Annotated in this window: 23 protein-coding genes and 1 tRNA gene; 4 read left to right on the plus strand and 20 right to left on the minus strand. The window is 64.7% G+C overall.

Features of this window, described 5'->3' with window-relative positions:
- Positions 1–118: 118 nt before the first annotated feature.
- The 15 genes from FEI13_RS02385 to FEI13_RS02455 all read right to left on the minus strand — a co-directional run bounded on the left by FEI13_RS02385 (position 119) and on the right by FEI13_RS02455 (position 15,063).
- A complete protein-coding gene (locus tag FEI13_RS02385; RefSeq protein WP_138179184.1) occupies positions 119–655 on the minus strand; it encodes a DUF3413 domain-containing protein in 537 nt (178 codons plus the stop codon).
- Positions 656–745: 90 nt separating this feature from the next.
- Entirely contained in the window at positions 746–1,759 is a 1,014-nt protein-coding gene (locus tag FEI13_RS02390) for an isocitrate dehydrogenase (RefSeq protein WP_138179186.1), read from the minus strand.
- Positions 1,760–1,809: 50 nt separating this feature from the next.
- The gene (locus FEI13_RS02395; RefSeq protein ID WP_138179188.1) at positions 1,810–3,891 is read right to left on the minus strand and encodes a HelD family protein; all 2,082 of its coding nucleotides are present in this window, start codon (positions 3,889–3,891) and stop codon (positions 1,810–1,812) included.
- A 36-nt stretch (positions 3,892–3,927) separates the two neighbouring features.
- Positions 3,928–5,544, minus strand: coding sequence for a peptide chain release factor 3 (locus FEI13_RS02400; RefSeq protein WP_138179190.1), 1,617 nt, complete (start codon positions 5,542–5,544; stop codon positions 3,928–3,930).
- Positions 5,545–5,604: 60 nt separating this feature from the next.
- Complete coding sequence (locus tag FEI13_RS02405) at positions 5,605–5,916, minus strand: hypothetical protein (protein WP_138179192.1); 312 nt, start codon at positions 5,914–5,916, stop codon at positions 5,605–5,607.
- 3 nt (positions 5,917–5,919) lie between these two features.
- Positions 5,920–6,153: a hypothetical protein gene (locus tag FEI13_RS02410; RefSeq protein WP_138179194.1), complete on the minus strand. Its 234-nt coding sequence runs from the start codon at positions 6,151–6,153 to the stop codon at positions 5,920–5,922.
- A 254-nt stretch (positions 6,154–6,407) separates the two neighbouring features.
- Positions 6,408–6,890: a hypothetical protein gene (locus FEI13_RS02415; protein WP_138179195.1), complete on the minus strand. Its 483-nt coding sequence runs from the start codon at positions 6,888–6,890 to the stop codon at positions 6,408–6,410.
- Positions 6,891–6,896: 6 nt separating this feature from the next.
- Positions 6,897–7,238 carry a TraR/DksA family transcriptional regulator gene (locus tag FEI13_RS02420; protein WP_138179197.1) on the minus strand — a complete coding sequence of 114 codons (342 nt, stop codon included), beginning with the start codon at positions 7,236–7,238 and terminating at the stop codon, positions 6,897–6,899.
- 172 nt (positions 7,239–7,410) lie between these two features.
- Positions 7,411–7,878: an S-ribosylhomocysteine lyase gene (locus FEI13_RS02425; protein ID WP_138179199.1), complete on the minus strand. Its 468-nt coding sequence runs from the start codon at positions 7,876–7,878 to the stop codon at positions 7,411–7,413.
- A gap of 60 nt (positions 7,879–7,938) precedes the next feature.
- On the minus strand, positions 7,939–8,286 hold the full coding sequence (locus tag FEI13_RS02430; protein ID WP_138179201.1) for a putative quinol monooxygenase: 348 nt from the start codon (positions 8,284–8,286) through the stop codon (positions 7,939–7,941).
- A 24-nt stretch (positions 8,287–8,310) separates the two neighbouring features.
- Entirely contained in the window at positions 8,311–9,531 is a 1,221-nt protein-coding gene (metK, locus tag FEI13_RS02435; RefSeq protein WP_138179203.1) for a methionine adenosyltransferase, read from the minus strand.
- Between the two features lie 39 nt (positions 9,532–9,570).
- Positions 9,571–10,728, minus strand: coding sequence for a cyclopropane fatty acyl phospholipid synthase (gene cfa / locus FEI13_RS02440; RefSeq protein WP_138179205.1), 1,158 nt, complete (start codon positions 10,726–10,728; stop codon positions 9,571–9,573).
- A 196-nt stretch (positions 10,729–10,924) separates the two neighbouring features.
- Positions 10,925–11,779, minus strand: a complete 855-nt coding sequence (locus FEI13_RS02445) for a universal stress protein (RefSeq protein ID WP_138179207.1) — start codon at positions 11,777–11,779, stop codon at positions 10,925–10,927.
- Between the two features lie 85 nt (positions 11,780–11,864).
- Positions 11,865–13,421: a sodium/proton antiporter NhaB gene (gene nhaB, locus FEI13_RS02450; protein WP_138179209.1), complete on the minus strand. Its 1,557-nt coding sequence runs from the start codon at positions 13,419–13,421 to the stop codon at positions 11,865–11,867.
- Positions 13,422–13,572: 151 nt separating this feature from the next.
- A complete protein-coding gene (locus FEI13_RS02455) occupies positions 13,573–15,063 on the minus strand; it encodes a SulP family inorganic anion transporter (protein WP_138179211.1) in 1,491 nt (496 codons plus the stop codon).
- A 1,020-nt stretch (positions 15,064–16,083) separates the two neighbouring features.
- Here FEI13_RS02455 and FEI13_RS19030 point away from each other — a divergent pair.
- A tRNA-Leu gene (locus tag FEI13_RS19030) sits at positions 16,084–16,168 on the plus strand.
- A gap of 99 nt (positions 16,169–16,267) precedes the next feature.
- Here the strand turns inward: FEI13_RS19030 and FEI13_RS02465 are convergent.
- The 3 genes from FEI13_RS02465 to FEI13_RS19035 are packed head-to-tail and all read right to left on the minus strand — an operon-like array spanning position 16,268 to position 17,894.
- On the minus strand, positions 16,268–17,092 hold the full coding sequence (locus FEI13_RS02465) for a DUF1206 domain-containing protein (protein WP_138179215.1): 825 nt from the start codon (positions 17,090–17,092) through the stop codon (positions 16,268–16,270).
- Positions 17,093–17,134: 42 nt separating this feature from the next.
- The gene (locus tag FEI13_RS02470) at positions 17,135–17,749 is read right to left on the minus strand and encodes an exopolysaccharide biosynthesis protein (RefSeq protein ID WP_138179217.1); all 615 of its coding nucleotides are present in this window, start codon (positions 17,747–17,749) and stop codon (positions 17,135–17,137) included.
- Complete coding sequence (locus FEI13_RS19035; RefSeq protein ID WP_158294502.1) at positions 17,739–17,894, minus strand: hypothetical protein; 156 nt, start codon at positions 17,892–17,894, stop codon at positions 17,739–17,741. The genes FEI13_RS02470 and FEI13_RS19035 overlap by 11 nt, the downstream gene beginning before the upstream one ends.
- Positions 17,895–18,108: 214 nt before the next feature.
- Between FEI13_RS19035 and rnk the strand changes: the two genes are divergently transcribed.
- Positions 18,109–18,522: a nucleoside diphosphate kinase regulator gene (gene rnk / locus FEI13_RS02475; RefSeq protein ID WP_138179219.1), complete on the plus strand. Its 414-nt coding sequence runs from the start codon at positions 18,109–18,111 to the stop codon at positions 18,520–18,522.
- A 74-nt stretch (positions 18,523–18,596) separates the two neighbouring features.
- Here the strand turns inward: rnk and FEI13_RS02480 are convergent, their stop codons facing one another.
- Complete coding sequence (locus FEI13_RS02480) at positions 18,597–18,827, minus strand: hypothetical protein (protein WP_138179221.1); 231 nt, start codon at positions 18,825–18,827, stop codon at positions 18,597–18,599.
- Between the two features lie 259 nt (positions 18,828–19,086).
- Between FEI13_RS02480 and FEI13_RS02485 the strand changes: the two genes are divergently transcribed.
- Together FEI13_RS02485 and FEI13_RS02490 are read left to right on the plus strand one after the other, a co-directional pair.
- Positions 19,087–19,704, plus strand: coding sequence for a LysE family translocator (locus FEI13_RS02485; protein WP_138179223.1), 618 nt, complete (start codon positions 19,087–19,089; stop codon positions 19,702–19,704).
- 160 nt (positions 19,705–19,864) lie between these two features.
- On the plus strand, positions 19,865–20,773 hold the full coding sequence (locus tag FEI13_RS02490; RefSeq protein ID WP_138179225.1) for an EAL domain-containing response regulator: 909 nt from the start codon (positions 19,865–19,867) through the stop codon (positions 20,771–20,773).
- Here the strand turns inward: FEI13_RS02490 and FEI13_RS19355 are convergent.
- Positions 20,713–22,491, minus strand: coding sequence for an acyl-CoA dehydrogenase family protein (locus FEI13_RS19355; protein ID WP_138179227.1), 1,779 nt, complete (start codon positions 22,489–22,491; stop codon positions 20,713–20,715). The genes FEI13_RS02490 and FEI13_RS19355 overlap by 61 nt on opposite strands.
- Positions 22,492–22,536 lie beyond the last annotated feature (45 nt).

Genomic DNA, 22,536 nt, shown 5'->3' on the forward strand with positions numbered 1-22,536 from the left:
TCGTGCCGCCGTGGTGATCCATAAGGCGCGCCAGATCATCCTCGACTTCGGGCAGGACATCGGGCGCATGACGGTGTCGAGCAGTTGGCACGTCCCAGCGTTAAGCCGGGGCAGCAGCTCAAGATAGAGCGAGACCATGCACCCCCAGCAAGGCCAACAAGCTCACTGCCAGCATTGCGCCCACAGGCCGTGAAGGTGGACGTCGCTTGAACAGCAGCCCAAGGCCACCCTGCACCGCCAACATGCCCAGCACGCCGCCGACGGCCAGTGCCCAGGCGACCCATGAGAAGCTGAACACGTCCCCCCCGGCGTTGAGTAGCAGGTCGAGGATGAAGCCGCTCAGGTGGAAGCGATACTGAGCGTAGACGAAGGTATCAAGCAGCAGCAGCAGTTGCAGGCCACTCGCCCACAGGGTAGTCACCAGCCATAGCCCGATGCCGCGCAACAGCGTGGCCAGCAGGAACAGCGGCAGGGCCCCCAGCCATACCAGCAGCGAGAGATGGCCGAGGAACACCATCAGCAGGTAGCTCCACTGCTCGGCCCCCTCGGGCTGGATATAGCCGACATAGCGCAGCGAGATCAACCAGGCAAGCAGCAGGTTGGCCAGGGTCCAGGCGCCAAGCCAGCGCCACCGGTGCAGGAGTCGATGGATCATGCGCGAATTCTCGAAAGGCCAGAGGCCCTACAGTCGAGGCAGGAAAATCGGGCGAAATACGCCAGCAAGCTTGCCCCATTCTAGGACATTTTATCTTCGAACTACCTTGACCAAAGCATCGGCGAAGGTATCGGTCGTGCCGTTGCCGCCCATGTCCGGCGTGACCTGCTCGCGGTCATTCTCCAGTACCTCGCGGATGCCTCCCCGGATCTTTGCACCCTTCTCCACCATCCCCAGGTGGTCGAGCATATCGGCCGCTGCCAGCAGCAGGGCACAGGGGTTGGCAATCTTCTTGCCGGCGATGTCCGGCGCCGAGCCGTGCACCGCCTCGAAGATGGCCACCTCACTGCCGATGTTGGACCCCGGGGCCAAGCCCAGACCACCGACCAGGCCAGCACACAGATCGGAGAGGATGTCACCGAACAGGTTGGTGGTGACGATGACATCGAACTGGTTGGGATTCATCACCAGCTGCATGCAGGCGTTGTCGACGATCATTTCCTGGAACTCGATCTCGGGATAGTCCCTGGCCACCTCGCGGGCAACCTCCAGGAACAGGCCAGAGCTGGTCTTGATGATATTGGCCTTGTGCACCGCGGTGACCTTCTGGCGACCTTTCTGTCGAGCCAGCTCGAAGGCGTAGCGCACGATGCGCTCGGAGCCGCTGCGGGTCACTCGAATGCTCGACAGGGCGGTCTCGCCATCCTCGGAGAGGCTCTGGCCTTCGGCGAGATAGGCGCCTTCGGTGTTCTCACGCACCGTGATCAGGTCGATGTTGTCATAGCGCGAGCGGGTACCGGGAAAACTGATCGCCGGACGCACGTTGGCATAGAGTTCGAAGTGGCGGCGCAGCTGCACGTTGATGGAGGAGAACCCCTTGCCGATCGGGGTGGTCAGCGGCCCCTTGAGGGCCACGCGGTGTGTCGCTATCGCCGCCAGCGTCTCGGGGGGTACCAGGGTGCCATGCTTGTCCAGGGCGGCAAGACCGGCATCATGAAACTCGTAGGTCAGGTCGCAGTCGAGCGCATCCAGCACGCGCAGGCTGGCCTCCATGATCTCGGGGCCGATGCCATCGCCTTTCAATACCGCTATCGTTTGACTCACCTGGGGGTCCTCATGGTGGGTGGTGTGTTGCATGAAACGGAGACCGCCCCTCAGGCGGACTCCAGGAAGGGCGTCAGGGGGCCGGCATGGGTCAGGGCCAGGCGGTGCATGGCCCGGGTGCAGGCCACGTAGAGCAGGTTGCGCTCCATGTCGGTGGCATAGTTCCTGGCCGTGACCTCGGGCACGATGACCCGGTCGAACTCCAGGCCCTTGGCCATGTGCGCGGTGCACACCACGATACCCTGGCCAAAGGCGCTGCTCGTCTCGCCGAGCAGCTGCAGCCGCTCGAACTCACCGTGCTCACCGCTCTCCAGCGCCTCGAAGACCTTCCTTGCCTGCTTCTGGGTCTTGCAGACGATCCCGAGCGTGTTGTGCTCGGAGGCGACGAAGTCGCGCGCCAGTTCGGCGAGGGTGGCGAGCTCCTCCTGGCGGGTGCGGGCACGGATCACCTCGGGCTCCTCGCCGTGGCGCTCGATCGCCTCCAGGTCGGGGTTGGGCGAGATACGCTGGGCGAAGCGGGTGATCTCAAGGCTCGAGCGATAGCTCTTGTTGAGGGTCACGCAGGAGGACTGGCGCAGCACCTGGCGTATCTCCTCGGCCTTCGAGGCGCTGTAGGGATTCACCGACTGGAAGGCATCGCCGAGGATGGTCTTCTTGCACGAGAAGAGTCGGCCGATCACCGCATACTGCACCGGGGTGTAGTCCTGCATCTCGTCGATCAGCAGGTGCTTGACCTCGCGCCAGCGCGAGCGCACGCCCTCCAGGCGCATCTTCAGGTAGATCAGCGGGAAGACGTCAGCATACTCCAGCCGCCCCCGCGAGGCGGTCCTGAACAGCTCGGGCCGCCCCAGCCAGTCGTAGAAGCCCTTGTAGGTCTCGCGCAGGGTCGCCTGCCTGAGCATGGTCTTGACGGCCGCCTTGAGCTGCTTGCGCTCCTCGGGCTCGAGGTCGTAGTTGTACTGGTTGCCGATCTTGCGCTCGATCTCCCAGCTCACCTGCTTGAGGCGTTCATTGGTGGGCAGGTGGCGGTGCTTACGGAAGACCTCCTCGAGCAGCCAGGCGGGCACCAGCCGCCGGGCGATCCACAGGTCCTCGGCGGCGAAGCGATTGGCCTCCACGTGGGCGGCGTAGCGGTCGAGCTCGGTCAGGAATTCCGGCGAGGCCTTGTAGCGCAGCCGCGCCTTCATCGCCTCGTCGTCCTTCTCGAGCAGCACCGTGGTCTGCTCGAAGAAGCTCTCGAAGCGGTACTGGCCGTCGAGCAGCTCATCGGCCAGCTCCTCCATGCCGACCTGATTGACCGTCTCCTCGCCGAGTTCCGGCAGCACGTTGGCGATATAGTCGGAGAACACCCGGTTGGGCGAGATGATCAGGATATCCTCGGAGCCGAGGCTGTCCTTGAAGCGGTAGAGCAGGAAGGCGATGCGGTGCAGGGCGATGGAGGTCTTGCCGGAGCCGGCCACTCCCTGGATGACCAGCGCCTGGGCCTCGTCATTGCGGATGATGGCGTTCTGGTCGCGCTGGATGGTGGCGACGATATTCTTCATGCCCTCATCGGAGGCACGGCTCAGTTCCTCCTGGAGCACCTCATCGACCACGTGCACCGCGCTGTCGATCATCAGCTCGATCTCGCCGCCCTTGATGCGGAACTGCCGCTTCAGGGAGATCTCGCCGGCCACCGGCCCCTCGGGGCTCTCGTAGGTGGCGGGGCCGGTCTCGTAGTCGTAGAACAGCGAGGCGATGGGCGCCCGCCAGTCGTGGACGCGGCTCACCCCAGCGAGGTCGTCGTGGAAGTGGTGAATGCCGATGTAGACCGGCTCGGCCCTGTCCCCCCGGGCGAAGTCGAAGCGCCCGAAGTAGGGAGAGCTTCGGAGCTTCTCGAGCTTGCGGCGCCGGGCCAGGGCGTTGTCGCCGGTCATCACCGCCTGCTCGATGGACTCGCGTGCCGAGATCTTCTCGATATGGTCCATCTCGTCGCGGCTCGTCCATAGGTACTCCTTCTGGGCCTGGATATCCTCGGCATAGGCCGCCAGGCGTATCTCGAGCGCCTCCAGGTTGGCCTCGATGCGCTCCAGGGTGTGATCGAGCTGCCGCCGCTCGGCAGCTCGCTCGAGGGTATCGGCTTTCTGGTTCATCGTGGTCCATTCAGGTCGGTATTCGGGGTAAGGGGATCAGGTCGCGCCCACCTCACGGGTGCTGTTGAAGTCGATCTCGGGCCACTTCTCGATAGTCAGCTCGAGGATCGATCGGTTGGGGGCCATGAAGGCCAGCGTCCCGGCGGCATCCCTCGCCAGGCGGTTGGCATTGGCCTGGGTAAAGCGCTTCATCGCGGCGATATCCTCGCTGCTTACCCAAAGCGCCTTGTGTACCGGCACGCTCTCGAAGGCAGCATCGACCCCGTATTCGGTCTGCAGCCGGTGGGCAACGGTCTCGAACTGCAGTTGCCCCACGGCACCCAGGATCATGCCCGTCTTCTCCAGCGGCTCGAATACCTGGATGGTGCCCTCCTCACCCAATTCCAGCAGCGCCTTGTTGAGCTGCTTGGCACGTAGCGGATCATTGAGCCGCGCCATGCGGAAGATCTCGGGCGAGAAATGGGGGATGCCCTCGAGTTCCAGCACCTCGCCCTCGGTGATCACGTCCCCGATACGCAGGCGACCGTGGTTGGGAATGCCGATGATGTCGCCCGCAAAGGCGGAGGCGAGATGGGCTCGCTCCTGGGCCATGAAGGTGATGGCGTGATCGAGGCGGATCGTCTTGCCGCTTCTGACATGTCTGGCCTTGAGGCCCTGGCGGTACTCCCCGGAACAGATCCTCAGGAAGGCGATGCGATCCCGATGCTGGGGATTCATGTTGGCCTGGATCTTGAACACGATGCCGGTAAAGGCACCATCGTCGGGCCGTACCGTACGCTGACGGGCCTCGCGCTGGCGGGGCGGAGGCGCCCAGGACACCAGCGCCTGGAGAATGTCGCGCACCCCGAAGTTGTTGATCGCGGAGCCGAAGAACACCGGCGAGAGATCGCCGGCGAGGAAGGCCTCATGATCGAAGGATTCGGCCGCCTCGCGCACGATCTCCACCTCCTCCTTGAAGGTGGCGTGGGCAATCGGAAAGTGTTCCACGAGGTAGGGATGATCCTCTCCCTCCAGCACTTCGAGATCGGTCTCGGGACGACTCTCCCCCGGGGTGAACTTGAGCATGCGCTCGCTGCCCAGGTCGAAGACGCCGGCGAACTGCTTGCCCATGCCGATGGGCCAGGTGATCGGCGCGCAGGGCATGCCCAGGGTCTCCTCGATCTCGTCGATCAGTTCCAGGGGGTCACGTACCTCGCGGTCCATCTTGTTGATGAAGGTGATCACCGGCGTCCTGCGTAGCCGGCAGACCTCCAGCAGCTTGATGGTCTGCGCCTCGACACCCTTGGCGGCATCGATGACCATCAGAGCCGCATCCACCGCGGTGAGCACCCGGTAGGTGTCCTCCGAGAAGTCCTGGTGGCCGGGCGTGTCGAGCAGGTTGATCACGCAGCCGTCATGCTCGAACTGCATGACGGAGCTGGCCACCGAAATGCCACGCTGCTTCTCGACCTCCATCCAGTCCGAGGTCGCGAACTGCTGGCTCTTCTTGCCCTTGACGGTACCCGCCGAACGGATGGCTCCGCCGTACATCAGCAGCTTTTCGGTCAGCGTCGTCTTGCCGGCATCCGGGTGAGAGATAATGGCGAAGGTACGTCGTCTCGCCACCTCCTGCGGGAGAGAGGCGGCAGTCTTGAGGGTTGGGCTTGATGACATGGTTGACCTGATGGGAACGCGAAGTGGGAGTCTCTGAACAACACGAAAAACGACGCGTTGCTAATCCCAGGCGGGCTCCCTGGCGATGGTCGACTCCTGCTCGGCGAGCACCGGGTCGTGGTGGCGCCAGAACACCGAACTGATGCCCGGCCCGGCGCCTGACAGCAGCGCGGCGTCGATGGGGTTGAGGGCCTGATCGGCCTCCAGCGTCATATCCGACAGGGTGCGATGCCCGGATACTCGCTGCCCCATGAACAGCAGGTCGTAGTCTACACAGTCATTCTGCTTGGGACGCTGCTGGTCGATGCTCAAGTAGCCCTGCTCCAGCAGCTGCTGGACGCGCGATGATGACGATTGATCAAGAGTGTTCATGGATCATGCCTCCTGGAAACGCCAGGCCCGAACGCCTCGTGCCAGGGCCCGATTGGTTCGGCTCAGGAAACGTCCCCGCTCGAAGGAGGCCGACGTCACGCCGGCGTCGTGCATGTCCTGGTAGACCACCAGCAGGCTCGTACGCGAAGCGAGTGGCAGGTAGTGGTGAATGCTGATCCAGCCATCCGCTGAGCAGAGCTTACCAACGTCGGGGAGAAAGGCATTTTGGCCGTTCATTGATAATCCCTCTCTCGACCCACGGTTTATGAAAACCGAGAGTCGGGCATACATTAGGGTCCGACATCACATGAGATGCCGACGAACAGGATGCAAATAGAGGGAAACGCGCTAGGGCGGACCGGGGAAGGTGTCGGTGAGTAACTGTGTCAACGGATTGCTCCTCTTGCAGTTACCAGTGACCTTGGCAAAGGTATCTGTATGGCCGAGTACACACAAAATTACCATAACAAACCCTTGAACGGCTGTTCAAGTCAGGTGGCACGGCCACTCTGCACCTCGACGAGCCGATTGGCATATAGCACGGCCTCCTGATTGCCGCTGGCAATCAGCTGGAGATGCTTCAGATGATGGTGCTCCCCGGCTTCCTCGAGGATCGTCAGGCAAAGCCTTGCCGCGAGGGCATCCTCGATGGGAGACAGCCCCATCTCCTCTGGAAGCGGTAAGGCCAAGGATGCGACTTCGTGTATGTTCGCAACACGTATGGCAAATCGATAGCATTTGAGGAGCTCATCCCCGCCCTCCTCCGACACCTTGGAGGGAGGCATGAACTTGATCATCTTGGGGGTGGCCTCACCGTGCGACCATGCCATCCAGGCCTGACCCACTGCCGCGGTGCCAAGGTCACGGCGCTGCGCCTCAGTAGCTGGCACCATCACGGCATCTAGGGTCTTGTCATCGAGGCTCTCACGATGGATGACTTCTATCGTCACATCATTCTGTGTCAGTTTCAGCATCTCTTCTCACTCTGCACAATCGATACATTTCAACACGGTCGGATCCCGCTCCAGGCGTTTGGCCGAGATCCATTCGCCACACTCGATGCACTCACCGAACGCTTCTCGATCGAGCCGCGCCAGGGCGGAATCGATCCTCTGCAGCATTTGCTGTCGCCGCTGCTCTTCGGCCTTGGCCATGGCCTGGCCCTGCAAGGCATCCATGCGCGACAGGCGGCCCACTGACTGCTGATCCAACATCACCGTGGCGCGCGACTCGCTGCTGTCGATGCTCTGCTCGATCAGCTCAACACGCAGATCCTCGAGCCGCTTGCGGATCTTCTCGATATCAATTTCAGGATGGTTCATATCGTCTCACCTACGTCATGCCGGACAGTCGCCCTCCGGCAACGTGAATTTTCTCGCAGGGCTTACCGGGGACGGGGTCTGTCGCATGAGAGCCAGTACCCCCACGATAGCGCCACCATCGAGCACTGTGTAGACATGTGGGTCGGCTATCGACCTCACGTCACGCCATGTCTCAAGAGAAGAGCCGACTCCATTCATCGCGCTTGGCCAAAAAGCCACGGGCGACCTGTTTGGCGCCTTCCAGGCTGTGGCTCGCCGCCCAGCCGCACTGCATCTCGTTGCAGGCCGGGACCTCGGTGGCCTCGAGCACGTCCTTGAGCGTGCCTTCCAGCAGCGCGAGCACCCCCGCGTAGTCGTCGTGGTTGATCATCGCGATGTAGAAGCCGGTCTGACAACCCATGGGACTGATATCGACCACCTTGTCGGAGTGGTTGCGCGACAGCTCGGCCATCAGGTGCTCCAGAGAGTGCAGCGACGGCATCTCCATATGTTCCTGGTTGGGCTGGCAGATACGCATGTCGTACTTGTGGATGTGATCGCCATTCTCGCCGGCCTTGATGTCGGCCAGGCGCACGTAGGGCGCCTTCACCTTGGTGTGGTCCAGGTTGAAGCTCTCGACGTTCATCTTCTGCTCGGTCATGAGGATCTCCTGTGATATTTAAGGGCACGGGCGGTCATGCCCGTGCCGTTTCCGTCGGAATTAGAGTTCCGGGGCGTCGTAGCCGTGGGGCTCGTCGGTGTATATGCAGACATTGGCATGATCCACGTCGCCGTCGTCCGCCTCGACCTGGCTGGCGAAGAACGCCTTGATCTCGCGGCGGTTGCAGTGCGCCTCGAAGGCCTCTCGGCTGGCCCAGATCTCGTGGAAGACGATGGGGTAGCTGGCACCCTGGGCATTGGGGTGGTCGATGTGCCGGGTCACCGTGTACTGGAGGCAGCCGTCCTCGCGATGGGCATTGGGCTCGAGTGCCTGCAGGGCCTTGAACACGGCCTGTTCGCGGCCGGGCTTGGGCTTGAAATTGGCGATGCAGTAGAGCTTCTGGGACATCTTGTCTCTCCGTGTCGTCGGGGGTCAGAGCCTGGCGGCGTCGCGCAGGGCAGCGGCCTTGTCGATGGCCTCCCAGGGGAAGGCCGTGAAGGTCTCGGTGTGCCCATGGCCCTGGGTGTCGGTCCAGGTGTAGCTGGCCTCGAAGGGCTCGCGACCGAAATGGCCGTAGGCCGCGGTCAGCTGATACATGGGATGCAGCAGGTCGAGCATGTGGGTGATGGCGTTGGGCCGCAGGTCGAAGTGCTCGCGCACCAGCTCGATGATCCGGGCGTCGTCCACCCGGCCGGTACCGAAGGTATTGACGGCGACCGAGGTCGGCTCGGCCACGCCGATGGCGTAGGAGACCTGGATCTCGCACTTGTCGGCCAGGCCGGCGGCGACCAGGTTCTTGGCCACATAGCGGCCGGCATAGGTGGCGCTGCGGTCGACCTTGGAGGGGTCCTTGCCGGAGAAGGCGCCGCCGCCGTGGCGGGCCGTGCCGCCGTAGGTGTCGACGATGATCTTGCGCCCGGTCAGGCCACAGTCGCCCACCGGGCCGCCGATCACGAAGGTGCCGGTGGGGTTGATGTGGTATTTGGTGGTCTCGGTCAGCCACTCGGCGGGGATCACCGGCTCGATGATCTCGCGGCGCACCATCGTGCGCAGCTCTGCCTGGTCGATGTCCGGGTCGTGCTGGGTGGAGAGCACCACGGCGTCGACGGCACAGGGCATGCCTTGGGCATCGTAGCGAAAGGTCAGCTGGCTCTTGGCGTCGGGGCGCAGCCAGGGCAGCAGGCCGTGTCGGCGCAGCTCGGCCTGGCGCTCCACCAGCCGGTGGGCGTAGTGGATCGGCGCCGGCATGTAGGCGTCGGTCTCATTGCTGGCGTAGCCGAACATCAGGCCCTGATCGCCGGCACCCTGGTCCTCGGGCTTGGCACGGTCGACCCCCTGGGCGATGTCCACGCTCTGCTTGCCGATCAGGTTGAGCACGCCACAGGTCTCGCCGTCGAAGCCGACGTCCGAGGAGGTGTAGCCGATGCCGGTGATCACCTGGCGCACCAGCGCCTCGAGGTCGACCCAGGCCGAGGTGGTGATCTCGCCGGCGACGATGGCCACGCCGGTCTTGACCAGCGTCTCGCAGGCCACCCGGGCGTGTTTGTCGCGGGCGATGATGGCGTCGAGCACCGCGTCGGAGATCTGGTCGGCAATCTTGTCCGGATGCCCTTCGGACACGGACTCGGAGGTAAACAGGGAGTAGTCGCTCATCGGAACTTCCAGGTGAGTGAGTGATGGATGGATAGCGTTTCAGCTGACGCGGCGATAGCCGCCGAGCACGCCCTTCTTGCTGAGCACGAATTGCCAGAGCTGGATGTCGCGGGCGCGGAAGGCCCCGGCACAGCTCAGCAGGTAGTAGCGCCACATGCGGTAGAAGCGCTCGCCGTAGGCATCGGCAAATTGCGGCCAGGCGGCCTCGAAGTTCTCGTGCCAGGCCATCAGGGTCTTGTCGTAGTCGGCGCCGAAGTTGTGCAGATCCTCGACCACGAACAGCTCCTCGGCGGCATCGGTGACATGGCCCAGGGCCGGCAGCTCGCCGTTGGGGAAGATGTACTTGTCGATCCAGGGATCCGGCGAAGTGCCACGCACGTTCTTGCCGATGGTGTGCAGCAGGAAGAGGCCGTCGTCCTTGAGACAACGATTCGCGACTGCCATGTAGGTGCGGTAGTTCTTGTGACCCACGTGCTCGAACATGCCGATGCTGACGATGCGATCGAACTGCTCGGTCTCGTCGCGGTAGTCCTTGAGGCGGAACTCTACTGGCAGGCCCTGTTGCATCAGGCTCTTGCCGTAGTCGGCCTGCTCGCGGGAGATGGTCAGGCCCACGCACTCCACGCCGTAGTGCTCGGCGGCATAGGCCATGAAGCTGCCCCAGCCGCAGCCGATGTCGAGCACCCGCATGCCGGGTTCCAGCTCGAGCTTGCGACAGATGAGGTCGAGCTTGGCCTCCTGGGCCTGCGCCAGGTCGTCGGCCTCTCTCCAGTAGCCGCAGGTATAGGTCATGCGCGGGTCGAGCATGGCGGCGTAGAAGTCGTTGCCGAGGTCGTAGTGGGCCTCGCCCACCTCGAAGGCGCGGCTGGCGGTCTGCAGATTGAGCAAGCGGGTGCGAAGGTGATGGAAGACCAGCTTGCGTGGATTGACCTGCTCGGGGAGGCAGGCGCGCAGCAGGCGGAAGAAGAACTCGTCCAGGCGCTCGGCGTCCCAGTCACCGTTCATGTAGCTCTCGCCAAGGCCCAGGTTGCCGCGGGTCAGTGCCTCGTCGATGACGCCGTGAGCGTTGAACTTGATATCCCAGGGGCGGTCGCCGTTGATGCGGATATCTGCTTTCTCCAGCAGCTCAGCGACGAAGCGCTGCGAGGAAGAGGTTTCATCGAAAAAAGCCGAATGAGAAAAGGTCTTGCTGTTCAAGGGGCGCTTCCTTGTTCTGCCCTCTCGCCAGGAGAGGTGATGTCATCAGGGGTCCTCGGTGTGAGTGGGGCATAACGGAAGCGCGGATCAGGGCGGAAGGATCGTCAATTTTTGGGCTCCTATACAGGGCACTGGCGTGCCTGGAAAGAAAAAAACCGGCACACACCAAAGGAGCGGTGGGCCGGTTTCGGAAACTTCAACGCAGCAGCAGCACCGGTATGTGCGACTTGCGCAGCATCTCGCTGGTGGTACTGCCTACCAGCAGGTGGCGGATATGTGAATGACCGTAGGCGCCCATTACCAGCAGGTCGATGCTGTGCTCCTCCTGGTAGGCATGGAGCGTCGCCTCCACTTCGCCGGCGCGGATGGCGCCCTCGGCCTCATGGCCCTCATCACGCAGGGCCTTGAGCGCCCAGTCGAGCTGGGAGCGGTTGTCGCCGGTCTCGGCACCGACGATCACGACATGTACCGGAATCCCCTCGAACAGCGGGCTCTTGGCCAGCATCTCCACCCCCTTGCGGGTGGTCTTGCTGCCGTCGAAGGCCAGCATCACCTTCTCGGGAGCCTTGTAGGTGTGGGGGACCATCAGGATCGGCCGATGAAGAGTACGCACCACCCGCTCCAGATTGGAACCCAGGTGGCCGCTGTTCTGGTGGGCCGTCTCGCCACGCTTGCCCACCACCAGCAGGCGAATCTCTCCCTGGAGTTCCTCGAGGGTCTCCACCAGCGTGCCATTGCGCTGGCGGCCGGAGGGGTCTCTCACGCCATCCTCGACGGCCCGCTCGATAGCCGCCTTGATCATTAGCCGGCCCTGTTCCTGGGCCACCTTGGCGCGCTGTTCGTCGAGTTGGGCGAACTCCTTGAGCAGTCGCTCACGACCGCCAGCCAGCAAGTTGCCGGAAAGGTTTCGCTCTTCCGGCGGCAGGTGGTTGTCGTTCACGTGCAAGAAGGTCAGCGGGGCACCCAGTGCCAGGCTCGCCCAGGCGGCGTAGTCGCTGACGCCCTCGGAAAACTGTGAGCCATCGATGGCGGCCATTACCTGTTCTGTCATTCTATACGTATCCTTTTGATTGGCTTGTGGATCCTCGCCCCTTCCCGCTTGCCGACAGGAACGCGGAGCCTCGAGTTCATCGGCCTCAACTTACCCAGTGGGTCACTCCCCAATAACCGACCAGGGTCATCACTACTGCATAGGGGAAGGCCATGATCACCATCCTGCCGTAGGAGAGCCGCAGCAGCGGCGCGATAGCTGAGGTGAGCAGAAACAGGAAAGCGGCCTGTCCGTTGGGGGTGGCCACGCTGGGCAGGTTGGTGCCGGCATTGACGGCGATGGCCAGCAAGCGGAACTGTTCGGCGCCCAGGTCGCCGCGCAGGAAGGCCGCCTTGAGCTCGCTGATATAGACGGTGGCCACGAAGACATTATCGGAGATCGCCGAGAGCAGGCCGTTGGCGAAGAACAAGAGCCCCGCCTGCCCTTCTGCCGGCTGGGCCAGCACCATCTCGATAAAGGGCTGGAAGAGGTGCTGGCTATGGATCACCGAAACCACGGTGAAGAAGACCACCAGCAGGGAGGTGAAGGGCAGCGCCTCCTGGAAGGCCTTGCCGATCTGGTGCTCGTCGCTGACGCCGTTGAAGCTGGTCAGCAGCACGATCACCGCCAGGCCGATCAGCCCCACCTCGGCCAGATGCAGGGCCAGGGCCGCCACCAGGAAGACGGCCACCAGGGCCTGGGCAATCAGTTGGGCACGTTCCCGATTGGTGCGCTTGCTGGCCTTGTAGTGGTCATAGTCCTTGAGAATCTTGCGAATGGTCTTGGGCATGGCGGCGCCGTAGCCGAACCACTGCAGCTTCTCCAGGGCCAGGCAGGTGAGCAGCCCCGCCACCAGCACCGGCAGGCTCACCGGCAGCATATTGAGGTAGAAGTCGGCGAAGCCCCACTCCATCTCCTTGGCGATCAGCAGGTTCTGGGGCTCGCCCACCATGGTGGCCACGCCGCCCAGGGCGGTGCCCACGGCGCCGTGCATCAGAAGCGAGCGCAGGAAGGCGCGGAAGTCCTCCAGCTCGCTGCGCAGCTCGGTGCGCACCTCCTCGTCGTCGTTGTGGTCGTGGTTATGGTCGTAGCTCTTGCCGGAGGCCACCTTGTGGTAGACGGAGTAGAAGCCCACGGCGATGGCGATGATCACCGCGGTCACCGTCAGGGCATCCAGGAAGGCGCTGAGAAACGCCGCCATCACCGAGAAGAGCAGCGACAGAAGGTACTTGGAGCGCACATGGATCAGCAGCTTGGTGAAAGTGAAGAGCAGCAGGTTCTTCATGAAATAAATCCCCGCCACCATGAACATCAGCAGCAGGATCACCGCCAGGTTGTGCTCCACCTCGCCGAGCACCGACTCCGGAGAGGTCAGTCCGAGGGCAACGGCCTGCAGGGCCAGCAGGCCCCCGGGCAACAGCGGGTAGCACTTCAGGGCCATAGCCAAGGTAAAGATAAACTGGCCCAGCAGCAGCCAGCCCAACAAGGTCCCGGACTGCTCCCCCAAGGACCAGTGGCAGAGAGCATTGAAGACGAGAAAGGCAAGAATGGTGATCTTGTACCAGATCGGCGAGTTGCCCAGGAAGTTGCGAAAGGCGCCCCCCAGCAACAATCGGGGGGAGGAAGGGCGTGGCGTGGCGAGGGTCGCTTGGTCGTGGGGCATGGTGATCAACATTGGCGTTGGAGGTAGGGATGGATCGGACCAGTCCAGCATCGCGCCGGGGAAGCCGGACAGGGGGAAGATCTCCTGTATGACGGGTCATCGGACGGTCCCGTCCCGGCGAGTCCACCGGGACGGAACAACCGTCGATGCGTCAGTGACCGCCCATCAGTTTCTCGACGGCTTCGGGGTCATCATGCACCGCATAGCGGTCGACGATGGTGGCGCTTGCCTCGTTGAGGCCGATCATCTCTACCTCGGTGCCCTCGCGGCGGAACTTGATCACCACCCTGTCCAGGGTCTGAACGGCGGTGATGTCCCAGAAGTGGGCGCGCGACAGGTCGATGGTGACCTTCTCCACCGTCTCCTTGAAGTCGAAGGCCTCGCCGAAGCGCTCGGAGGAAGCGAAGAACACCTGCCCCACCACCCGGTAGATGCGCCGGCTCCCCTCGTCGGCCTCCTCGCTGCCGATGTAGAGGATGTTGCCCACCTTGTTGGCGAAGAACATGGCCGCAAGCAGCACGCCGACGAAGACGCCGATGGCCAGGTTGTGGGTCCCCACGGTCACCACCACGGTGGCGACCATAACGAAGTTGGTGCTCATCGGGTGCTTCTTGAGGTCCTTGATGGAGCTCCAGCTGAAGGTGCCGATGGCGACCATGATCATCACCGCCACCAGCGCGGCCATGGGAATCTGGGAGACCCAGTCGGCCAGGAACACCACCATCAGCAGCAGCGACACGCCGGCGATCAGGGTCGACATGCGACGGCGACCGCCGGACTTGATGTTGATCACCGACTGGCCAATCATCGCGCAGCCCGCCATGCCGCCGAGCAGGCCGGCACCGATGTTGGCGATGCCCTGTCCCTTGCACTCGCGGTTCTTGTCACTGCGGGTGTCGGTCAGGTCGTCGATGATGGTCGCGGTCATCATCGACTCCAGCAGGCCCACCACGGTCAGCATCAGTGCGGTGGGGAAGATGATCGTCAGAGTCTCGAGGTTGAGCGGCACCTCGGGCCACAGGAACACCGGCAGGCTATCGGGCAACTCGCCCATGTCACCGACGCTGCGGATCTCCATGCCGGTCATCATGTAGACGGCGGTCAGCACCACGATACAGACCAGCGGCGAGGGGATGGTCTTGCCGATCACCGGTACCAGGGGGAAGCCGTAGATGATCGCCAGACCGGCCAGCGTCATGGCGTAGACGTGCCAGGTCACCCCAGTCAGTTCCGGCAGCTGGGCCATGAAGATCAGGATCGCCAGGGCGTTGACGAAGCCGGTGACCACCGAGCGCGACACGAAGCGCATCAGCTCGGCAAGCCTGAGATAGCCGGCGATGATCTGCAGCACCCCGGTCAGCAGGGTCGCGGCCAGCAGGTACTCCAGGCCGTGCTCCTTGACCAGGGTGATCATCAGCAGCGCCATGGCGCCGGTGGCCGCCGAGACCATCCCCGAACGCCCGCCGGTAAAGGCGATGATCACGCAGATCGCGAAGGAGGCGTAGAGGCCGACCTTGGGGTCGACCCCGGCGATGATGGAGAAGGCAATGGCCTCGGGGATCAGCGCCAGGGCGACGACGATGCCCGCCAGGGTGTCGCCCTTGAGATTGGAGAACCAACTCAATTTCATTTTTTCGTACATGCTGCGGTCCAGTCAGGGGATGAATCAGTTCAGCCTCGTGACACGATAGCGATGACGCACACAGCCACCCGACACCCAGATAGGCGCAGAGCAAAGCAATGAAATGTGGGAGTCACGCACGTATCGGGTCAGAGATAACGCCTTTGACGTAGCGTGAGGATCGGGCGTGTCGCCTCGTTGACAGCGGGCGAGCCCAGAAGGGGGGGAGCGCTAGGGCGGAGTCATCAGCCCTGAGAAAGAGGTTGTCATGGGGTGCTTTAGCCTTCTATCGCGATGATCGACATCGTCCATAGCACCAGGGCTTGCCCGGTGAAATTGCATGTCATCCCGTGGAAAGCTGAGCACTCTACCAAAATTCATGCTGCATTGCACACTTGAGGGCGGTATGCGCAGGATAGGATTTCTCTCAGCCTGGCCAGACTCCAGACTCCAGACTCCAGACTCCAGACTCCAGACTCCAGACTCCAGACTCCAGGCTCCGATGCGGATGTGCGGTGTCGGCGACCCCAAGCTTCAAGCGAGTGCATAGCAGGGTCCTGAGAGCGCCGACGGAGTTCTTTATCACCTGCGCATTGAGAGCATCAAGCGGCAGGATACTTATGTGCGCTCGTCCTCCCCCGCCAGCTCTGCGCTCACGCTGCCGCATCGACCGTGGTTCGGGTTACCTCCTCCCACCAGCAAGCTGCTGCTGATGGATATTGAAAGGCCCTTCCTTAACTGAGGTTGGGCCTTTCTTCGTTGTGACCTTGTCCACAAGGCTGATTCTTGTCTCTGCATTTCTGTCGCAAAACACAAGATACGCCGATTTCCAAGGCACGAGGCACAACATAGAGTGCTTTTCTGGCCCCATCAAGTGGATAACCTGTGGATTGGCTGTGGCCGTCCGTGGGACGGATAGCTTAGGTAACGATCTTGATCAGAGACATAGAGTCATGTTGGTGATTGTGAAGGCAGAGCCCTGAGGCTAGGATGCCATAGTTCCCTACCCAATCAGGTGTCACACTTTAGGAAAATCTGTTTCTCGGCGTGGCGCGTAAGTTGTTGTTTGGATTCAAAATCCGCCGGGTGCAAGCCCTTGTCGGTTCGAGTCCGACCGCCGGTACCAGCACCACCACGCCCTCCGCGGCGCCTCCCCAGCACCACCCTTATCTCTATCGATCGATCCCTGCGCTCTCCACGAGGCGTGGCGTTTTCGTGTGCCTGCTCAGTCGACGCTGGTATCCCGAAAGCCGGCGTTGATCAGGCAGTAGAGCCCGTAGCCGAACAGCCCGAGGGCCACCGCGCCGAGCAGCCAGGGGCCGAAGGGCTGGGCGGCGAGCACGGTCAGGGCGCCGCCCAGGCCCTGGGCCTGGCTGGGGTCGGTTCGCCAGGCGGCGATGCACAGGAACAGGCCGATGATCAGGAAGACCACTCCGCGCGCCGAGAGGCCCCAGCGAGTGATGCCCTCGAAGAGGCGGCGCTGGCCGGTGCTCATCTGCCGGTGGTGCCAGTTGCCGAGGTAGGTGCGGGCGAAGGCGCGCCACAGCTGGCGCAGGCCGATCCCCAGGAACACCAGGCCGACGGCTAAGACCAGGATGACGCCTCCCCGGTGGCTCATCAGCAGGGCGGTGCGGTCCTGCGTCTCGGCCTCGCCCGACGACATCGCCGCATTGCGCAACAGGTCGATGCAGTAGACCCCGAGGCTGGCGTGGATGAGGCTGCTGATCGTGAAGCCCAGGCGCGTGACGAGCCCCTTGAGCCCGCGGCCGACCTCCTCGGTATCCAGCAGCGCCTGGAGCAGCCGCCAGAGGGCATAGGCGAACAGTCCCGCGCCGAGCAGCCCCAGCATGGTGTCGCCGAAGGGCTGGTGGACCAGCTGGTTGATGGCCGCCTTGGTGCCGGCATGGCTGCCGCCCAGGCCGGCCGCGGCCAGCGCGGCCAAGCCCCCGACCAGCAGGTAGACCACGCCCTTGGCGACATAGCCGGCCCGCGCCGCCAGGGCGAGGCCTCGCTTGAGGCGTCTCTTCGGATGGGTGTCTGTGGCTGCCATGGGGGCTCCGTGGCGTCGGGAGCGCTGTCGAGAAGGGATGCCTCAGGCCAGGCCGACGATGACCAGGGCCAAGGTGCCGAAGGTCAGTAAGTAGCCTAGCAGGGCCATCAGGCCGTCGTGGGCGAGCAGCGCCAGGGCGAACAGCGTCAGGGCGAGCCCCGCGCCGTTGGCGGTGAAGGGCACTACCTCCATGGGCGGCATGGCCAGGGCGATCAGCAGGCTGGTCATGGCCACGGGGAGGTGCGCAGGCTGGCGGATGAGCAGCGTCAGGCGCGGCTTGAGCAGGCGATCGATCCAGCGCGCCGGTCGCTGCATCCAGCGGATGACCGCGATGAAGCGTGCCCGGGAGACCCGGCGACGCAGCAGCCAGCTCGGCAGCCAGATGTGCTCCCGGCCGGCCAGCAGCTGCGCGGCGGCGAGCACCACTAGCATCGCCATCAGGGTGGGCACGCCAGGGATGTCGCCGATCAACGGCGCCAGGGTGACGAGTCCTGCCACCAGCAGGAAGGGGGCGAAGGAGCGCCGCCCGAGGCTGTCGAGGATCGCCTTGAGGCTGACGCTCTCGGCGTGGTCCCCGGCCCGCTGGACCCGCGCCAGCAGCCGGCTCAGGTCGCCCGGGGAGCTTTCCGACTCGCGGTCGATGGCCTCACCGGCCATGGCGCTTGCGTGTCCACAGCAGCAGGACACCGAGCAGCAGCAGGGCGGGGCCGACGAAACCGACGGGGCTCTGGGTCTGCCAGCCGATGATAGGCAGCAGGGCGCCGAGTATGAGCAGGGCGATGGCCAGGGTGCGAACCGACATGGTGGGCTCTCCATACGGGTGTCCGGCCAGTGTAACTGCTTGATCGCCCGAGCTGCAGTCTCCCGATGACCGGCTCGCGGAGGGACTGTCGCCGCCTGACGGGATGGCGTAGAGTAACTGATTCACAGTCCTTCGCCCTTTTGTCGGTGGAGGGCTGTTTTCGTTGGCAACCCCGCAAGCGTGCAATCAACGTTGACGGTGTTCTGGAGGCCTTATGACGACGCGTCCCCCCCTTATCATCAACCGGCTCGATGCCGAGCGGCTGCAGCGGCTCATCGACGCTGCCGACGACGACACCCTGGCGGTGGCCGAGGCCCTCGAGGAGGAGCTGGCGCGCGGCGAGGTCGTCGACCCGGAGGTCATCCCCGAGGACGTGGTCAGCATGTGCAGCCAGGTGCAGTTCACCGACCTGGGCCGCGACCGCCAGATCATCCGCACCCTGGTCTATCCCCATGCGCTGAGCACTACCGAGGACGGCATCTCGGTGATGGCGCCGGTGGGCGCGGCCCTGCTGGGGCTGCGCATCGGCGATACCATCGCCTGGCCGCTGCCGGGCGGCCGCGAGTCGCGGCTGCGCATCGATGCCATCCTCTGGCAGCCCGAGCGGGAAGGCCAGTTCCACCGGTAGGAGTCTGTCGTGCATCTCCCGCCGCTGTTCAAGTCCAGTCGATCACTCGGCCGGCTACCCCACTCTGCAGAGCATCACGGCGTTGTGCACCGGTGTTCCGGGGTCCTCGAGGCGATCGCCATGGCCTCGCCTAGGCTGGTGGTTACCGCATCCCAGGGCAGCGGCGATCCGGCGTGGTGGCAGTGGTAGAGTGCGTCGCCATCGATCTCGACACGATGGATATCGTTGCCTTGATCGTCCTGCCACCAGTCGGCATGGACGTGCTGCCAGCTGGATGCGAGCGGGGTGGCAATGACGATGGTCATGATGGCTGTCTCTCCTCAAGTATCTTGTAAGGGCGCTGGCTCAGGATGCTTGACGGTATGTGCAGGTGAGGGTCTTGCCGCCCGTGCCAGTGGGAGCGGGAATCGAGTTTGCGGCTACATGGTTCCCTATTCGCTCAGGCTAGTATAAAAACAGTGTTTGTAAACACTGTTCTCTAACTGTTGACTCTAGGTCTGCGGCTATGTGACCAGCGAGAATAGCCGTGAACCACAGCAATACCCGGGATTCAGGAGGCGGTACATGCCCTTTTCGTTATGGCTGTCACTGGCCGCGGTCTGTGCCATGGGCGCCATGTCGCCCGGCCCGAGCTTGGCCATGGTGTTGCGCCACACCCTGGGCGGCGGGCGCATGCCGGGCGTCTCGGCGGCGCTCGCCCATGCCCTGGGCGTGGGCCTCTATGCCCTGCTGACGGTATGGGGGCTGGGCGCGGTGATCGTGCGCCTGCCGGCGCTGTTCCAGGTGATCACCTGGGCGGGAGCCGCCTACCTGGCATGGCTCGGCATCAAGGCCCTGATGGCCGGCCGCGCGGGCGCCCTGAACGCCACGGGCAGCGCCACCAGCCGCCGCCAGGCCGCCCGCGAGGGCATGCTGGTGGCCCTGGCCAACCCCAAGTTGATCCTCTTCTTCATCGCTCTGCTCAGCCAGTTCGTCACGCCGGAGATGAGCCTCGCGGCCAAGGCGCTGGTGGTCGGTACGGCGATGGTCATCGATGCCGGCTGGTACGTGCTGGTGGCGGTGGGCCTGTCGCACTCGCGGGTGCTGCCGTGGCTGCAGGCGCGAGCCCACTGGCTCAATCGCCTCACCGGCGTGCTGCTGCTGGCGCTGGCGCTGCGGGTGGTGGCGGGGCCGCTCGGCTGATGCTCTCGACCGACCCCGTCGGCTGATGATGTCGATTGAATCAACTGACTAGTTCTCTCGATGGACCGCCAACGTTGATTCGTATGATGCACCTTGAGCCGTTGAGTCAGGCGTTTTGCTGGTAGGCTGAACACGAGTCTACTGGCTGGAATCATCCTGGATGAACGATCTGACAATGCAGGCCTCGCGGCTGGCCGTGGTGCTCGAGGAGGACCCCGATGCTGCCGCCACACTCTCCTTGCAGCTGCGTACTCTGGGAATGGACTCTCGCTACTGTCGTCAGGGCCAGCACCTGATCGGCGAAGTCGTGGCGCGCCGCCCGCACCTGGTCATCATGGCCCTCGAGTTCGGCCAGCACGATGGCTTCGCCATGCTGCGCCGGCTCGCCGAGAGCGGCTACCGCGGCCGGGTGCTGCTGCTCAGCGGAGTCGAGCGCAAGATCGTGCGCATCGCCGAGCGGCTGGGCCAGGCCCTGGGGCTCTCGATGCTGCCCTCGCTGGACAAGCCGATGCGGCTCTCCGAGCTGCGCCGACGGCTCGAGGCCCCGGCCGCCGACGGCGAGCCCGATGCCCTCCACCCGTGTCGCCTCGAGGAACTGGATCGGGCCTTCGCCCGCCAGGAGATCACCCTTCACTACCAGCCCCAGTTCGAGCTCACCACCGGACGCCTGAGTGGGGTCGCGGCTCGGCTGCACCTGAGCGGCCTGGAGGTCTCGGTGGATGACTTCGGGGTGGGCTTCTCGTCACTGGCGCGGCTGCAGCTGCTGCCGATCAGCGAACTCAAGGTCGACCGCAGCTTCGTCAGCCGCCTGCTCGAGGACCCCCAGGACGCCGCCATCGTCGAGGCGGTGGCGCTGCTCGGGCGTCGGCTGGGCATCCGCGTGGTGGCCGAGGGGATTGAGGATCTCGCCTGCCTGCCGACCCTGGAGCGCTTCGGCTGCACCCACGTGCAGGGCTTCGGCCTGGGGCGGCCGATGCCCGCCGTCGAGATTCTGGCGCTGGCCGGGGCTCAGTCGCCGATTCGCGCCAGCAGCGCCACCAGCGGGGCATCGCCCGGCAGCACGCCGTAGGCCGGGCCGGCCTCGCCGCCTAGCCGCGAGCGGCAGAAGGTCTCGGCCACCGCCGGCGGGCCGTGGCGCAGCAGCAGCGCCCCTTGCAGGCACTGGGCGAGGCGCTGGGCCAGCCAGCGGGCACGGGGCTCCAGCGTCTCCGGCGGTGCGCCAAGCTCGGCCTCCAGTTGGTTCCAGGCGCGATCGAGGTCGGCCTGGCGGCCGCGCGCGGCGACTATCTCCTCGCGTACGGCCGCGAGCGACGCCGGATGACGCGCCAGCACCCGCAGCAGGTCCAGGCAGATCACGTTCCCCGAGCCCTCCCAGATCGAGTTGACCGGCGCCTCGCGGTAGAGCCGAGCGAGTGGCGTCTCCTCGACGTAGCCGATGCCGCCCAGGCACTCCATGGCCTCGGCCATGAAGGCGGGGGTGCGCTTGTTGTGCCAGTACTTGGCCAGGGTGGGCAGCAGCCGTGCCAGGGCGGCTTCGCTCGCCTCGCCGCGGGCCGCGCCGTCGAAGGCTCGGGCGGCGCGCATCGAGAGCGCCAGGCCGGCCTCCACCTCCACGGCCATGTCGGCCAGCAGCACTCTCATCAGCGGCTGCTCGGCCAGGACGCGGCCGAAGGCGTGACGCTCGCGCACGTGCCGCCAGGCCTCGACCAGGGCCTGGCGCATCATGCCCACCGGGGCGGTGGCGGCATCGAGCCGGGTCTGCTGGACCATCGCCAGGATGGTGGCGATGCCGCGCCCGGGCTCGCCGATCCCCTCGGCCCAGGCGCCGCGGTACTCGATCTCCGCCGAGGCGTTGGCGCGGTTGCCGCACTTCTCCTTGAGGCGCTGCAGCTCGATGGCGTTGCGCTCACCCTCGGGGGTGAAGCGCGGCACGAGAAAGCAGGAGAGGCCCTCGTCGGTCTGGGCGAGGGTCAGGAAGGCATCGGACATGGGAGCGCTGCAGAACCACTTGTGGCCGGTCAGCCGCCAGCCGTCATCCCTCGAGGGGGAGTGGGGCTCGGCGCGCGTGGTGGCGAGGGCTACGGCTCGCGTGGAAGTGGTGGCGAGGGCTTCGGCTCGCGTGGAAGTGGTGGCGAGGGCTTCGGCTCGCGTGGAATTGGTGGCGAGGGCTTCGGCTCGCGTGGAATTGGCCCGCACGTCGCTGCCGCCCTGCTTCTCGGTCATCGCCATGCCGACGGTCAGGCCGCTCTTCTCGGTGGCCGGCCGCGCGCGCGGGTCGTAGTCCCAGGCCAACAGGCCCGGGGCCCAGTAGGCCTCGGCGGCGGGTGACTGGCGCAGCGTCGGCAGGGCGGCGTGGGTCATGGTGATCGGGCAGCAGAACCCGGGCTCGGCCTGGGTCAGCAGGTAGAGGGCGGCGACGTGGGCCTGATGGCCGCCGCGCCCCTCCTCCTGCCAGGCCACGGCGTGCCAGCCGTGGTCGATGGCGAGATGCATCAGGGCGTGATAGGCCGGGTGGTAGCGCACCTCGTCGAGCCGCCGGCCGTGGCGGTCGAACAGGTGCAGCTCCGGCGGGTGGCGGTTGGCGGCCTCGCCCAGCGCCTGGACCTCGTCGCTGCCGGCCTCGCGGCCCAGGGGTGCGAGGCGCCTGGTCACCCACGCCGGCGCCTCGCGGGCCAGCGCCTCGCAGAGCGGGGCGTCATCGGCGAGCAGATCGCGCGCGCTCGGCGGATCGGGCTGATTGGTCACCAGGTGGGTCGCGAGGCGGGTGCGGGCGGCGGCGTCGGACATGGTCGAGCTCTGCGTGTGAGGGCTCACCTGAGCATGGTCGGCGCC

The organism is Halomonas urmiana (genome assembly GCF_005780185.1).
Lineage (GTDB): Bacteria > Pseudomonadota > Gammaproteobacteria > Pseudomonadales > Halomonadaceae > Halomonas > Halomonas urmiana.